Origin of the sequence: Halalkalibacter nanhaiisediminis (assembly GCF_007830185.1) — a bacterium.
In the GTDB taxonomy this organism is placed as follows: Bacteria; Bacillota; Bacilli; order Bacillales; family Bacillaceae_D; genus Halalkalibacter; species Halalkalibacter nanhaiisediminis.
Genome location: NZ_VLKZ01000008.1, coordinates 22625 through 38133, shown reverse-complemented (window position 1 = coordinate 38133; position 15509 = coordinate 22625). Strand labels below are relative to the sequence as shown.

14 protein-coding genes and 1 riboswitch are annotated in these 15509 nt (G+C 40.8%); all 14 genes read left to right on the top strand.

The window, feature by feature from the left end; all coding sequences use genetic code 11:
- Positions 1-3: 3 nt before the first annotated feature.
- The 14 genes from resB to IQ10_RS13875 all read left to right on the top strand — a co-directional run bounded on the left by resB (position 4) and on the right by IQ10_RS13875 (position 15504).
- Positions 4-1668, top strand: a complete 1665-nt coding sequence (resB, locus tag IQ10_RS13940; RefSeq protein ID WP_144451109.1) for a cytochrome c biogenesis protein ResB — start codon at positions 4-6, stop codon at positions 1666-1668.
- Positions 1669-1724: 56 nt separating this feature from the next.
- The gene (ccsB, locus tag IQ10_RS13935; protein ID WP_144451108.1) at positions 1725-2912 is read left to right on the top strand and encodes a c-type cytochrome biogenesis protein CcsB; all 1188 of its coding nucleotides are present in this window, start codon (positions 1725-1727) and stop codon (positions 2910-2912) included.
- Positions 2913-3076: 164 nt separating this feature from the next.
- Complete coding sequence (locus IQ10_RS13930; RefSeq protein ID WP_144451107.1) at positions 3077-3793, top strand: response regulator transcription factor; 717 nt, start codon at positions 3077-3079, stop codon at positions 3791-3793.
- Positions 3793-5592: an ATP-binding protein gene (locus tag IQ10_RS13925; RefSeq protein ID WP_199757430.1), complete on the top strand. Its 1800-nt coding sequence runs from the start codon at positions 3793-3795 to the stop codon at positions 5590-5592. The genes IQ10_RS13930 and IQ10_RS13925 overlap by 1 nt, the downstream gene beginning before the upstream one ends.
- 147 nt (positions 5593-5739) lie before the next feature.
- A riboswitch (cobalamin riboswitch) is annotated at positions 5740-5932 on the top strand.
- A 187-nt stretch (positions 5933-6119) separates the two neighbouring features.
- Positions 6120-7133: an ABC transporter substrate-binding protein gene (locus tag IQ10_RS13920; RefSeq protein ID WP_144451105.1), complete on the top strand. Its 1014-nt coding sequence runs from the start codon at positions 6120-6122 to the stop codon at positions 7131-7133.
- Positions 7096-8154, top strand: coding sequence for a FecCD family ABC transporter permease (locus tag IQ10_RS13915; protein WP_144451104.1), 1059 nt, complete (start codon positions 7096-7098; stop codon positions 8152-8154). The genes IQ10_RS13920 and IQ10_RS13915 overlap by 38 nt, the downstream gene beginning before the upstream one ends.
- Before the next feature lie 23 nt (positions 8155-8177).
- Positions 8178-9650 carry a heme ABC transporter ATP-binding protein gene (locus tag IQ10_RS13910; protein WP_144451103.1) on the top strand — a complete coding sequence of 491 codons (1473 nt, stop codon included), beginning with the start codon at positions 8178-8180 and terminating at the stop codon, positions 9648-9650.
- Complete coding sequence (cbiB, locus tag IQ10_RS13905) at positions 9650-10606, top strand: adenosylcobinamide-phosphate synthase CbiB (protein WP_144451102.1); 957 nt, start codon at positions 9650-9652, stop codon at positions 10604-10606. Before IQ10_RS13910 ends, cbiB begins: the two co-directional genes overlap by 1 nt.
- Positions 10593-11678, top strand: coding sequence for a threonine-phosphate decarboxylase CobD (cobD, locus tag IQ10_RS13900; protein WP_144451101.1), 1086 nt, complete (start codon positions 10593-10595; stop codon positions 11676-11678). The genes cbiB and cobD overlap by 14 nt, the downstream gene beginning before the upstream one ends.
- Positions 11663-12241: a bifunctional adenosylcobinamide kinase/adenosylcobinamide-phosphate guanylyltransferase gene (locus tag IQ10_RS13895; RefSeq protein WP_144451100.1), complete on the top strand. Its 579-nt coding sequence runs from the start codon at positions 11663-11665 to the stop codon at positions 12239-12241. Before cobD ends, IQ10_RS13895 begins: the two co-directional genes overlap by 16 nt.
- Positions 12238-13749 carry a cobyric acid synthase gene (locus IQ10_RS13890; RefSeq protein WP_144451099.1) on the top strand — a complete coding sequence of 504 codons (1512 nt, stop codon included), beginning with the start codon at positions 12238-12240 and terminating at the stop codon, positions 13747-13749. Before IQ10_RS13895 ends, IQ10_RS13890 begins: the two co-directional genes overlap by 4 nt.
- Positions 13746-14537: an adenosylcobinamide-GDP ribazoletransferase gene (locus IQ10_RS13885; protein WP_144451098.1), complete on the top strand. Its 792-nt coding sequence runs from the start codon at positions 13746-13748 to the stop codon at positions 14535-14537. The genes IQ10_RS13890 and IQ10_RS13885 overlap by 4 nt, the downstream gene beginning before the upstream one ends.
- Positions 14495-15130, top strand: coding sequence for a histidine phosphatase family protein (locus IQ10_RS13880; RefSeq protein ID WP_144451097.1), 636 nt, complete (start codon positions 14495-14497; stop codon positions 15128-15130). The genes IQ10_RS13885 and IQ10_RS13880 overlap by 43 nt, the downstream gene beginning before the upstream one ends.
- Before the next feature lie 98 nt (positions 15131-15228).
- A complete protein-coding gene (locus tag IQ10_RS13875) occupies positions 15229-15504 on the top strand; it encodes a bifunctional adenosylcobinamide kinase/adenosylcobinamide-phosphate guanylyltransferase (RefSeq protein WP_144451096.1) in 276 nt (91 codons plus the stop codon).
- Positions 15505-15509: the final 5 nt, after the last annotated feature.

The following is a 15509-nucleotide window of genomic DNA, read 5'->3' as shown; positions in this document are numbered from 1 at the left end:
AGAATGGACAAAGTAAAATGTGAATGTGGGTTTTTGAACCCCCACGGCACAATTGTTTGTGAATCATGTGGGAAGCCGCTAACAGAGAATGACAATGATAAGAAATTGCTTAATATGCGTTATGAAGGTGTCGCTAGACGTTCCCAAACTTACACGACAACCTTTATAGATAAAATTTGGATGTTTTTCTCATCAGTAAAAGTTGGTATATGGATTATTGTTCTACTCCTTGTTTCATCAGCTGTAGGAACAATTTATCCACAGGAAATGTATATTCCACCAACTGTTAATCCAGCAGTCTATTATGCTGATGAATACGGTTTTACTGGCGAAATGTACTATCAGTTAGGCTTTCATAATTTATATGGGTCTTGGTGGTATATGCTTTTGATTGCAGGGCTTGGTGTTTCTATCTTTATTGCAAGTTTAGATCGTTTCGTTCCGCTTTACCGAGCGCTAAAGAATCAGCGTGTCACTCGTCATTCTAATTTTATGAAGAGACAACGTGTGTACGGTACGTCTAAAGTGGATGATATTGATGACACATTTGAGCAGGTAAAACAAAAGCTAACTGAGAAAAAATATAAGATTTCCGAAGAAAATGGGAACCTAGTTGCTGAAAAGGGCCGTTTTGCTCGTTGGGGGCCTTATGTGAATCATATTGGTCTAATTATTTTTCTCATTGGCTGTATGCTACGTTATTTTCCAGGTATGTACATTGATGAGCATGTATGGATTCGTGAAGATGAGATAGAGGTCGTCCCTGGAACTGGTAGCCAATATTTTGTCAAAAATGAAGAGTTTCTCGTTGAACTATACGATGAGGATGATGAGATTTTTGCTGATGCGATTCAACGTGCTGGTGCCCCTGTTGTCAAGACTTATCAAACGGACGCGATCCTTTATGAGCGAGAAGATACAGGGACAGTTGGATTAGAAGGTGATTTAAAGGAGATCGATCACCACGAAATACGAGTTAATGAGCCTATGAAATTTGATGGCTTTGCTCTTTATCAAGTGGATTATAAACTAAATGAATTGAATACGATGAGCTTCACCTTGGAAAATAAAGAAACGAGTGAAACATTCGGTCGAATGGATATTGACTTATTAGATCCTCAGCCTGAATATGATTTGGGAGATGGTTATCGTGTAGAGCTTACTCAGTATTTTGCTGACTATTACTTAAATGAAGCAAACGTGCCATCTACACGCTCTAAAATACCAGATAATCCAGTGTTCATTTTTAAAATGTTTACACCAGAAACACCTGAGGGAGAGGTTAGTTTTGTTGGAATTCGCCAAAACTTAGAACCATTAGGTGAAAATCAATATAAAATGACCTTTATTGATGTTGACACTAAGCATGTCACAGCTCTAGCTGTTAGAAAAGACAATACACTTGGCTTTTTGATTGCTGGTGGGATTATTTTTATGATTGGTCTAGTTCAAGGGTCATATTGGGCTCATCGTCGCGTTTGGTTACAGAGAATTAATGGGGAAGTATGGGTTGCTGGTCATACGAACAAAAATTACTTTGCTCTCCGTAAAGACATTGACTATGCAATTGAAGGTACTGGCATTTCCTCTCCAGTTGACCAGGTTGAGGAAGAAGAAAAAGCGCAGAAAGCTGAAAAAGATCAAAATACATCTGATGTGAAAGAGTAAGCGGTATTGGGAAGAATATTATCGCGCTTCCCAATCCTTAATTAGGAGGTTACGAAATGGCAACACTTAGTGGGAATCTACTATACATTGCCTTCTTCTTCTACCTAGGTGCTACAATTGCCTTTGCTGTCTCAGTAACAGGCCGTAAATGGCGCAATAAAGAAGGAGAAATGAGCGGAAATAGATGGGGCTCTTTTGGTTATATATTCTCAATTATTGCCTCACTTTTTTCGATTGGCTATTTTATTACGAGATGGACAGTGGCGGGACATGCCCCTGTTAGTAACATGTTTGAGTACATGACGTTTCTGGGTATTGCGATTGGATTTGCATTTGTGATTATTTATGCGATCTATCGTTCTAATTATCTCGGGTTGTTCACGATGCCGGTCGTTATGCTCGTCATTGCTTATGCTTCAATGTTTCCTGGTGAGGTATCACCATTAATTCCAGCATTACAAAGCAGTTGGCTACATATTCACGTTATTACCACTGCTCTTGGACAAGGTATTCTTTCAATTGGTTTTGCGGCTGGACTTATTTATTTAATCCGAACTATTGATTTCACAAAAGCAAACAAGCAAACGAGAGCGCTTGAATTTATTATGTATTCTCTTATCAGTTTAATTGGCTACATTTTAATTGGTTCGATCTTTAACATGATGGATTATGAAGCGCAGTTCTCTTATGTAAACGAGCAGGATATTGAAGCTCAAATGGAATACAATTTACCTGCAATCATCGGACCGCATGAAGGTCAGCTATTAACCGAAGGACATATGTCTCCGTTTATCGAAGCGCCTGCTCTATTACGAGCAAATGATTTGAATACCGTCATTTGGTCATTGCTTACAGGACTTGTTCTTTATTGGTTACTACGTCTTGTTTTACGTAAACGCATTGGTGGAGCGATTCAACCTATTTTGAAAAATGTCAGTCCTCAAAGGGTTGATGAAATTAGTTACCGTGCAATCGCGATTGGGTTTCCTGTCTTTACACTTGGCGGTTTAATCTTTGCGATGATTTGGGCGCAAATTGCCTGGACGCGCTTCTGGGGCTGGGATCCAAAAGAAGTGTGGGCACTTATCACATTTCTTTTCTATGCAGCCTACTTACATTTGCGTCTCTCAAGAGGGTGGCATGGTGAACGTTCTGCATGGTTATGTGTGATTGGATTTGCAATTATTATGTTTAACTTGGTCTTTGTTAATCTTGTTATTGCGGGTCTTCACTCGTACGCTTAATAGGAGAACCCTCGCTTATGCGGGGGTTTTCGTCTAAAAAGATAAATGGGGGAAAAGTGTCTAGTTAGATCGTATCTCTAATTCGTTTTTTCATTAAACGTCAGATGGTACACTACAATGAATGAATACCTTTGAGTTAAATAAACGGTATAGGAGGAGTTTTGATGGAGAAAGAAGCACGTATTTTAGTTGTTGATGATGAAGATCGTATTAGAAGACTATTAAGGATGTACTTAGAACGAGAGAATTATGAGATTGAAGAAGCCGAAAATGGTGAGCAGGCACTCGAGATGGCGCTTGCAGATGAGTATGATTTAATTTTACTTGATATCATGATGCCAGGCATTGACGGAATCGAAGTATGTCAAGAATTGCGAAAAACAAAAGCTACTCCTGTTATGATGCTAACGGCTAAAGGAGAAGAAACAAACCGTGTGCAAGGATTTGAAGTGGGGGCAGATGATTATATTGTTAAGCCATTTAGTCCACGGGAAGTTGTGTTACGCGTAAAAGCATTGCTTCGTCGCTCTTCTTCTACGAGATTTTTGCAGACAGATACACAAACAAAAGATGTTCTTGTTTTTCAACATTTGACAATTGATAATGATGCACACAGGGTTACTGTTTCTGGAGAAGAAATTAGTCTGACGCCAAAAGAATATGAGTTGCTTCATTATCTTGCCCAATCACCAGATAAAGTGTTTTCACGTGAACAATTACTTAAGGATGTTTGGAATTATGATTTCTTTGGTGACTTGAGAACGGTTGATACGCACATTAAGCGCTTACGAGAAAAATTAAATAAAATTTCGCCTGAGGCAGCTTCATTAATCTCAACTGTTTGGGGGATTGGATATAAGTTTGAGGCAGTGAAGGAATAATGCTTTGGCGAAGCGTCGTTGGTAAGCTTTGGTTCACGATTCTCCTCCTTGTTTCAGTCGTTTTGACCATTTTGATGGTGCTTTTATTGCAATCTTTTGAACAGTTTCATCTTGATGAAGCGGAATCCCAGCTCATAAATCATGCCAATATGATTGCTTCGATTTATGAAGGCTATGAATCAGAGATTGATGCATTGCAAACCATTGCTCAGTATGGCAATGCATTTGAAACACAGGTCATTATTCTTGTCGAAGGGGTAAAACTGTGGAGTAGCGATGATTCAGAACAATTTCACGTAGAACTTGAAACGTTAGTTACAGATGAAACATTATCACAGGTTTTCTCTGGAGAAAAGGTTGTCAAAACAGAAGGTGATTACCCATTAGTTGGAAATGGAGAAGAGGTTCACTCTGAAATAATGATCGTTGGTGTGCCGCTTCTAGCAGGAAATCTCGATGATAGTGCAGTGTTTCTCTATCAATCTCTCTCGGCAGTCGAAGAAACGTCTAATGAAACAAAAAGAATTATTTATTTCTCAGCGGGTATTGCGATTATTTTAACGACGATTTTTGCCTTTTTCCTTTCTTCTAGAATTACAGCACCGCTTAGAAAAATGAGACAAGTTGCTCTAGAAGTGGCGGAGGGTAAATTTAACACAAAAATCCCAATTTTAACGCAAGATGAAATTGGTCAATTAGCAATCGCCTTTAATCGAATGGGACGAGAATTAAATAATAATATCCACGCCCTTAACCAGGAAAAAGAACAGCTTGCTAGAATTTTAGTTAGTATGGCTGATGGGGTCATTACCTTGGACAAAAAAGGTCGTGTAGTCTTAACGAACCCACCTGCTGAGCGCTTTATCCAATCATGGTTTTATGAAAAAGGAATGGATGAGGGAGCTGATGAGCAACTACCTAAAGCGATTCAAGCATTATTTGAGAAAGTTGTTCTATTTGAAAAAGAACAAGTGATGGAATATGACATGCAAGGGAGAAGCTGGACGATTTTAATGACGCCTTTGTATGATAATCGAACGATCCGTGGAGCGGTTGCTGTATTTCGTGATATGACGGAAGAGCGTCGCCATGATAAATTACGAAAAGACTTTATTGCAAATGTTTCACATGAGCTGAGAACGCCAATTTCAATGCTACAAGGCTATAGTGAAGCGATTATTGATGATATTGCGGGATCAGATGAAGAGAAAAAAGAAATCGCAAAAATCATCTATGATGAATCACTCCGAATGGGACGCCTCGTCAATGAATTACTAGATCTAGCAAGAATGGAAGCAGGCCATGTTGAATTGAATCTTGAACGGATGGAAGTAAAGCCTTTTGCTGAACGGATTGTTCGTAAATTTCAAGGGCTTGCGCGGGAAAAAGGGATCGAGCTCATTTTGTCGATCGGAGATTCTGTCGATCTGATTGAGTGTGATCCTGATCGGATTGAACAAGTGTTAACGAATTTACTTCATAATGCAATCCGTCATACGAGGGAACAAGGTCAAGTGAAGCTTGCTGTTTCTGGCTATGATGAAGGATGCAAATTTGATGTGATTGATACAGGTTCAGGTATACCAGAAGTTGATTTGCCTTACGTCTTTGAACGATTTTATAAAGCAGATAAAGCACGAACAAGAGGTCGCAGTGGAACTGGACTTGGTCTAGCGATTGCGAAAAACATTGTAGACGCACATAAAGGTCAAATCTCTGTTCATAGTAAAATGAACGAAGGGACAACGTTTTCGTTCTTTTTGCCAAAAGAAAATCGGTCTTCACTGCTAGAAAAATAGAATAGATGATTTTGAAAATGAGGGTGGCTACACCCTCATTTTCTATCAAAAAAGAATCAATATTCAATGAACCATTTTGAAAGTCATGTGTAAAAAAAACTGTCAAACCCTAGCTTTTCATGTATACTGTAATTACTTATCACAATCTTATATGAAACACGTATTGGTCATCTAAAATCATTACATTAGATGTGAAGAGGGAAGTTGGTGAAAGTCCAACACGGTCCCGCCACTGTAAGTGCTAGATCTCTTTCATTTACCACTGTCTTGCTTCGAGACGGGAAGGAGTGAGAGATTGAAATGCACAAGTCAGGAGACCTGCCACTACGTAGAATGTGAAACCTTCGAGGACAAGGGGAAGCAATGGATACACTTTACATAAGATGAGCTCTTATTAAAAAAGTATATTCTTTTGACTTTCTAGCACTCCTTTAAAGGGGTGTTTTTTGTTGTTCCTTGAAGTGGTCCCATACTCATTGTTTTAAAAGGGAGATAAGAAAAAGAAAAGAAAAAGGGGTTGTCTAAAAATGAAGAGTTTGAAGCAGTTAAAGATAATGTTGGCTGCATTACTGATGGTTATTTTCCTTGCTGCATGTGGGTCAGATTCAGCAACAGAAGATTCCGCTACCGAACCAACGACAGATTCTGAACATACAGAAGTGGTAGCGCCTGCTGATGAAGAAGAGGAAGGCAGTGAGTTTCCTATAACAATTACGGATGCTGTCGGGCAAGAAGTAACGCTTGAAGCAGAACCTGAGCGTATCGTTTCGTTGATTCCGAGCGTAACAGAAACGATTTTCGCGCTTGATGCTGGTGACGCCGTTGTTGGTCGTACGGATAATGATACATATCCAGAGGAAGTTACTGAAATTGAAAGTGTCGGTGAAATGAATTTTGATGTTGAACGAGTAATAGCTTTAACCCCAGATCTTGTTTTAACTCATAGCTCACACGCAGAGAGATATGGTGAAGGCCTTGAACAATTGAGAAATGCAGGTATTCCTGTCATTGTCGTTGAAGAAGCAGATTCAATTGAAACAGTCTATGAAACAATTGAAATGATTGGACTTGCTACAGGGGCTAGTGAAGAAGCAGAGGTTGTCGTGACAGACATGCAAGAAAAGTTTGCAGAGGTTCAAGAAAAGGCTAGTACCATTCCTGAAGAAGACAAAGCATTGGTTTGGGTTGAAGTCGCACCTGCTCCAGATATTTATACAACTGGTCAAAATACATTCTTTCATGAAATGCTAACGATCATCAATGCAGAAAATGCAGCTGGAGAACATGAGGGTTGGCCAAAGTTCACTGAAGAGCAAGCAGTGGCATATAATCCAGATGTGATTTTAATTACGTATGGTTTTTATGTAGATAATGCGATTGAAGGAATAAAAGAGCGTGCAGCATGGCAGGATGTTCCAGCTGTCGTCAATGATCGTATTTATGATTTAAACGCTGATGAGGTTGTACGTCCAGGTCCACGTTTAGCAGAAGGAGTCGAGCAAATTGCAAAAGCAGTCTATCCAGAGGTGTTTGGCGAATAATTTATATGTAGCGTATGGATTTGTTATACTCTTTTGCTTTGTTGCTCTAATTGTCAGTATCGGTCGGGGAAGCGTAGAGCTTCCCTTCTTAACCGTCATACAAATTTTAGCTATAGAAGTCTTTCACATACCACTAGACGTGGTGATAGATCCAATGTACGTCAATATCGTCATGGAAATTCGTTTTCCACGGGCGTTACTTGCGATGTTTGTTGGAGCTAGTCTAGCGCTTGCTGGGGCTGCTTTTCAAGGTTTTTTGAAAAACCCGCTTGCTGATCCATATACGCTAGGTGTGTCATCAGGTGCTGCTGTTGGTGCGGTTGCGGTAATCTTTTTTTCGATCACGATTCCATTTCTAGGCCGTTTTACCTTACCAGTTATCAGTATTGTTACTGGGTTTACTACGCTTTTTCTTGTCATTTCATTTGCGAGAGTAGTGCAACGCTCGATGTCGGCGGAGACCATCATTTTAGCTGGTATAATTTTTAGTTCTTTTTTAGGAGCATTTATTTCGTTAATGGTTGCTTTGACGGGTGAAGAGCTCAGGCAAATAATAGGTTGGTTAATGGGTAGTGTCGCAATGAGAGGCTGGCCTTATATTTGGATGATTACACCATTCTTTTTCATCGGTTTTCTACTCCTTTTCTTTAATCGTAAGGAGTTAAACGCGCTTGCTTTTGGAGAGGAAACAGCGAGACAGCTTGGTGTGAACATTGCTAGGCGTAAAATTATGATCTTACTAGGTGCAACGATGTTAACAGGGGGAGCTGTTGCCGTTTCTGGAACAGTCGGGTTTGTTGGATTAGTCATTCCTCATTTAACGAGACTGATGTGGGGATCGGATCATCGTCATTTACTGCCGTTATCGATGTTTCTTGGAGCTGGATTCTTAGCTTTGACCGATTTAGTTGCCAGAACATTGATTGCTCCTACTGAATTACCAATAGGTGTCATTACAGCGATTATTGGTGCACCTGTTTTTGGCTTAATATTAGTGAGACAAAGGAGACTTAAGTCTTAATGGAATAGAAAGGAGGAATGAATATGATTACGTGTCAAAATGTGACGGTTCAATACGGATCCATGAAAGTCGTTGATGAACTTTCTTTGGAGATTAAAAAAGGTGAATTCTTTGGCATTATTGGACCCAATGGAAGTGGGAAAACAAGTTTATTGAAAGCTATTGGTGGTGGAATGATACCTGTAAATGGAGAAATTATCGTAGATGGCAAATCTCTTTCTATGTATCGTTCAAAAGATCTTGCTAAAAAGCTTGCCGTATTGCCACAGGATTCTGAGACTGCCTTTTCCTATTCGGTATGGGATGTCGTTTCATTAGGTAGGTACCCTTACCAAAAGGGATGGTTGCAAGGAATGACAAAGCAAGATGAACAAGTCATTACGGAGGCTCTAAAACAGACAGAAACATATCAATTTCGCGATAAGCTTCTTCAGCAGCTTAGTGGCGGAGAACGTCAGCGTGTTCTCTTAGCACGTGCTCTTGCACAAGAACCCGATATCCTTTTGCTTGATGAGCCGACCAATCACCTTGATTTATCGCATCAAATGAACTTACTTAATGCGCTAAAGCATTGGGCCCAGACGAGACAATTGACCGTTGTGGCTGTATTGCATGATTTAAATATGGCTAGCTTGTATTGTGATCGAATCCTGTTACTTGATAAAGGGAAAATGATTGCGCTAGATTCTCCAACTCATGTGATGGAAGAAGGACAATTAGAGAGGGTTTATGGAGTGTCTTTAAATCGTAAAGAGCATCCTTCGGTTCCAAGTCCATTAATTACCTTTATTCCTGAGCGTGAACGAGAAAATCAATTATCCGCTATTGATCGTCTAATCATTGATCGGTCACCTGAACGAATATATATGAAGAGCGATAAAAAATGGAAAGCGCTATCATCGGCGGTGCTGGGGGCAGGATTTCGTTGGCATCATGCATTTGTGAATCGGCATGTTAATAAAGATTATTTAGCTGACGATCCTGTGACAGAATGTAAAACCTATTTACATGAAAATGGGATCGATGCAAATGATACACTTACGATGATGACAGCTGCTAGATTAGAAGATGCTTCAATTATACGGTCGGGTCCTGATGCACCAGCGATCCTCGTCATGATAAGTGCAGGAACCTCAAATGCAGTGGATGCTTCAATGGCGTATAAGCTAGCTGATTGGAAGACAACAGTTGGTACAATTAATACATGGGTATTTATTGAAGGGGAACTACCTGAAGCCGCTTATGTGCAGGCGTTAATGACTGTGACAGAAGCGAAAGTAAAAGCTTTGCATGATGAAGGCATTCGTGACCCTGTTAGTGGAACGCTTGCAACAGGAACCTCAACGGATAGTGTGATGATCGCTTCGGCACAAACTGGACCTTATTATGAGTATGCAGGGACGATTACGCCAGTTGGAAAAGAAATCGCAAGGCTCGTCTATGAAGGGATGAGAACAACGATCCAACATTACAAAAAAAGGATGGGGGTGTCGTAATGACTGCTCATATGATTGCGATTGCTCTCGCTGTGGTCATTGATCGAATCATCGGTGATCCTCGGTGGTTGCCGCATCCAGTTGTCGGATTTGGTAAGCTTATTGCTTTTTTTGATAAACATTTAAATTATGGTCAAAATCGTTGGGCGAAAGGGTTTGCGATGCTTGCTCTCGTCCTTTTTATTGTCGTGCTTTTGGCAGTTGGGATTGTATGGGCTGCTTACTCCCTTCATATCTATTTTGGCGTTCTCGTTGAAGCTTGGTTGATTTCAACAACGATTGCAGCAAAAGGACTAAAGCAGGCAGCTGATGAAGTAAAAGAGCCATTACAAAATGGAAATCTTGATGAAGCGCGACTAAAGCTTTCCTACATTGTTGGACGAGATACGGATCAGTTAAATGAAGCGGAGATTACGAGAGGAACGGTTGAAACGGTGGCGGAAAATACAAGTGATGGCGTGACAGCACCGTTGTTTTTTGCCTTAATAGGCGGCGCTCCATTAGCGCTGTTGTATCGAGCCATTAATACATGTGATTCCATGGTCGGTTACCAAAATGACAAGTACGGCGAATTCGGTTTTGCATCGGCTAAATGTGATGATCTCTTTAATTGGATTCCGAGCAGGCTAACGTCGATAGTAATGATTGCTGTAAATCAACCGAAGCTCCGTCGCTCAAAAAAAGCTTGCTGGGAAATCGTTAAACGTGATGCACCAAAGCATCCTAGTCCAAATAGTGGCTGGGGAGAAGCCGCTGTTGCCGCATTACTCGGTATTCAATTAGGTGGAATGAATACATATAAAGGCATTACTTCAAACCGAGCAAAAATGGGAGATCCCCTTGTGACGATGAGCGCTGTACATATAGAAGAAACAAATGCGATTATGCTTCGAACAACGACCGTTTTTAGCCTAATTTTGATCGCATGTGGAGGTGTGATTGTTGTCCTTACCTAATCACGGGGCAAACCCAAATCATTTAGCGAAGGCACTAGGCATGGCATTGCCAGAACATATTGATGATTTTAGTGTTAATACAAATCCATTTGGACCCCCTAGCTCTCTTTCTAAGATGAATCTAATAGACTTACTTTCAGACGTATCGGCGTATCCTGATCCTCATGTTAGTGAATTAACAGCTCGTTTAGCGAAAATTAATAATGTGCCAACATCGCATCTTTTAGTTGGTAACGGAGCTGCGGAGCTCATTTTTTTGATCGGAAGTGTGTTTCGCCAAAAAAAAGTTAGAATCATTGAGCCTGCTTTTTCAGAATATCGTGATGCTTGTCTCGCACATGATTGTCAGGTTGAGTCACTCGTTTTAGAAGCACCTTGGAAGCTTGAAAAAAAACATATAAACGAAGCGATCAAGGACATCGACGTACTTTTTTTATGTAGTCCTAACAATCCAACAGGAGTACGATTTGAAGATGAGACCATGGTTGCACTAGTCGAAGCAGCTGAACAAGCAGGGGTATATGTTGTCATTGATGAAGCATTTTATGATTTTTGCGAGCAGAATAAAGGATTACAAGAGCTAATCCATTCCTATTCTAAGCTTATTCTGCTCAGGTCGATGACAAAAATGTATGCCATTGCTGGAATTCGACTTGGCTATATGCTAGCAGACGAAAAGTTGATCCAACAAATAAAAAAACGACAGCCCCCGTGGAGCGTAAATGGACTTGCTCAAAAAATGGGTCTGCAATTATTAGAGGAAGATGCGTTTGTCAGACAATCGGTTTTGAGCCTTTCTACGGAACGAGAACGGATGAGAGGTGAGCTAGTAAAGCTTGATTTCGATATCTCTCCTTCAACTGTAAATTTCTATCTTGTGTCAGAACAAAAGAAGGAAGATTTGAAGCCACTTATGCTCTTTTTAGCAGAGCAAGGGATTGTGGCTAGACATACATATAATTTCAATGGCTTAAATGGTAAGTATCTTCGTCTCGCTGTCAAAGACATGCAAGCAAATGATCGCCTTTTGCACGTCATGGCAAAGTGGAGGCGGCAATGCTCGTTTTCGTGACTGGTGGAGTAAGAAGTGGCAAAAGTGATTTTGCAGAAAGACGAGCGATTTCACTTTTAAAGGAAAATGGATCAAACCTTCATTATATAGCTACAAATCAGGTCTATGACAAAGAAATGCAAGAGAGGGTCAAGCGCCATCAACAAACGCGTGAAAAAAGCGGTGCTAACTGGATCGTTTGGGAGCAGCCACGAAAGATAGACGAGCTTTTTTCTCATTTTAAAAAAGATGATGTGCTACTACTTGATTGTGTAACAACACTTGTTAGTAACGAATTATTTTCAGGATGGGAAACCAATTCAGAAAAGTGGAAAAATGTAGTCTTTCAATTTGAAATCGAACAAAATCTCAAATGTTTGTTTTCTCAATTGGCAGGTGCTCCGTGGCATGTGGTCATAGTCTCAAATGAAGTTTCGTATGATGGATTTGCAAGTGACGAAGGGACGAAGGTTTATAAACGATTACTCGGACGGCTTCATCAACATATCGTTTTGTTAGCAAAAGAAGCAATCATGGTTGAATGTGGCCTACCTTGCTGGAAAAAAGGGGGAATAAGAACGTGATTGGAATAATGATACAAGGTACTTCATCTGATGTTGGAAAAAGTTTTGTGTGCACGGCTCTTTGCCGCGCATTAGCAAGAAAAGGGATGAAAGTTACGCCATTTAAATCTCAAAACATGTCCAATAATTCGTATGTGACGAAAGCGGGAGAAGAAATTGGACGAGCCCAAGGTATTCAGGCAGAAGCAGCTTCTGTTGAGGCAACGGTCATGATGAATCCGATTTTATTAAAACCGCGCAATGATCACACGTCAGAAGTAGTACGATTCGGACGTGTTCATGAAACGCTCTCAGGCCGCCATTATCGGCAGCAATTTTACGAACTTGGGTTAGAGACGATTAAGGAAGCATTATCAGCTCTTGAACGCGATTTTGAAGCGATTGTGATCGAAGGTGCTGGTAGCCCCGTTGAAATGAATTTAAATGATCGCGAGCTTGTTAATATGAAAGTAGCCGAGCTAGCTGATGTTCCTGTCATCCTTGTTGCCGATATTGATCGAGGTGGGATTTTTGCTAGTATTGCAGGCACACTGCAATTGTTAACAGCTGAGCAGCGCAAACGAGTTGTTGGTGTCATTATTAATAAATTCCGCGGTGACCCGACTTTATTTGAAAGTGGTCGTATTTGGATTGAAGAAAATCTTAAGGTTCCTGTACTAGCGGTTCTTCCGTATGTGAAAGATCACCGAATTGAATCAGAGGATTCGCTTTCAAGACAGGCTCTTTATCCAACGACGAAGCAACAAGCAAAGGGCCTCGAGATTGCGATGATTGATCTTCCTTATTTATCAAATGACACCGATTTGGAGCCATTTCGCTACGAGCAGGATGTAACGATTCGTTTAGTTGGCATGCATGATCCCCTTGGAAACCCTGATGCCGTCATTATTCCTGGAACGAAAAGCACGATTCGTGATTTAGATGCAATGAAGGATACTGGTTTGAGTGAGCAAATTAAAGCCTTCGCAGAAGAAGGGGGAACGGTCGTTGGAATTTGTGGCGGCTATCAAATCCTCGGTAGATCGATTGTTGATAAGGCTGGCTCTGATACAGGTATTGCAGGACATGAGGTTGCAGGCTTAGATCTTCTGCCTGTTCATACGACGTTTATTAGTGAAAAATGGACGACACAATCAACAGGAACGTTTATCCCGCAGAAGTTATCCTCTTTAGCAGATGTAACGGGATTTGAGATTCATCTCGGACAAACGACTCGATTAGATGAAGCAGCGACTCCTTTTTTACAAGTTCTAGATCGTGAAGACGGAGTATTTGCCGAGGATGGGCGTGTGATCGGTACGTATTTCCATCATCTTTTTCATAATGATGAGTGGCGAACATGGTGGCTAAATCGCCTGCGCCGTGCACGTGGGTTAGGGGAACGACAAGCAGAGAATTTTAGTTTAGAACGTCTTCGAGCGTATGATAGGGCAGCTGATTGGATTGAAAAAGAGCTCGATGTAGACTTCTTACTGCAAAAAATGCGAGTTTGGAAAGAGAACAAATGAGCAACGTGAAAATATGGATCGACGGAATCTTACTCGCATTTCAGTTGTTAACAACAATTCCGATCACGAAACAAGTAGAGTGGGATGAATCCCGAGCAAGAGCCTCTGTAGCAGCTTATCCAATCATTGGCCTTCTTCTGGGTGGCCTTTTAGCGTTACAAGCTTATGTCTTACTTGAGTGGTCACCTTTTTCCACGCTTGTGATTACTGTATGGCTCTTAACGTTTTCAATTCTTTATTCTGGAGGCTTACATCTTGATGGGTGGGCCGATTTTCACGATGCCGTGTTTTCAAGAAGAGATCGCAAGCGGAAGCTAGAGATTATGAAAGATCCGCGTATTGGGACATTTGGTGTACTTGCTTTACTTTTGCTTCTTGGTTGGCGATTGCTTTTTATTTATGAGAGCTTACAATTAGCTGGTCATCAAATTTTATTTGCACTCGTTCTGATTCCTTTTCTCGTTAGACTCTTACTTGGCTGGCAGCTTTTGCTTGGGTCGTTTGCGCGACAAGACGGGATGGCAGCCGCATTAAAGGCGGTGAAAAAACGATCAATGAAGCTCGTCTTTATAGGTTGGTCGTTACTAGCCATGCTCGTGACGTTGCTATTTTCTCCACTGCTATTCTCATTAGTTGTAACGTCCGGAATCTTTCTATTTTTATGGATGCGTTGGATTCACTATCAAATTGGCGGGATTACTGGTGATACAACAGGGGCAGGCGGAGAAGGAGGTGAAACGATTTTATGGGGCATTCTCTGGCTCTTACTCTTATTCGGCATGGATTAACGAAATTTAATGAAGAAAAACGATATATTGGCTCGACTGATTTACCATTATCTGAAAGAGGACGAGCCGATCTCCTTAAGATCACCAAAGGGCAAGAAATTGGCAAAAAGCGTTTACTTATTTCAAGTGATTTAACAAGGTGTAAGGAAACAACAGAGCTCTTGTACCCAGACCAATCATACTTATGCTTAGCACTCTTAAGAGAAATCGATTTTGGTGATTGGGAAGGAAAGACGTATGAAGAGTTAAAAGATGATCGTATGTATCGAAGTTGGCTTGATGATCCATGTCTTGTTACCCCTCCAAACGGGGAAAGGCTAGAACAGTTTCGTCAGCGAACAAATCTTGCGATGAAGCAGGTACTTGACCTTGCAAAAGAGAATGAAGTAACAAATGTGACGGTGATTACGCATGGCGGGTTAATTAGACAATGGTTATCATCTTTTGCGCCAGAAAAACGTGCTTTCTTTGAGTGGGAAGTTCCAATTGGTGCCGCTTTTACGTTAATCGGAAAATGTGATGATGTGAGGAGGGGAGGACGATTCACTTTATTACAGGAGGAGCCTATCACGGCAAAAATCAGTGGGTATTAAATCATGTTCGTAAAAGCCAAGTAACCGATTTCACATGGTATAATGGATATGAGGAATGGGGAATTGTACCAAACGATCAATTAAGCGAAACGGTGATTATGTTTGGTTTAGAAAGCATGATTCAATCATTTTTAAATGAACCCAATCCACGTCAGGCCTTTCGCTCTTGGCTTCAATTATGGCTAGAATGGGAGATGCGCAATAGGCATTCCAAGCTTTTTTTGATAGGAACAGATATTGGTAAAGGCATTGTTCCGATGGAAAAGGAAGCACGATTATTACGTGACGTTGTAGGCTGGTGCTTTCAAGATGTAGCCAAGCAGGCAACAAGAGTCGATGTCATTTGGTATGGGTTAAACGAGCAATTAAAATAACGGGA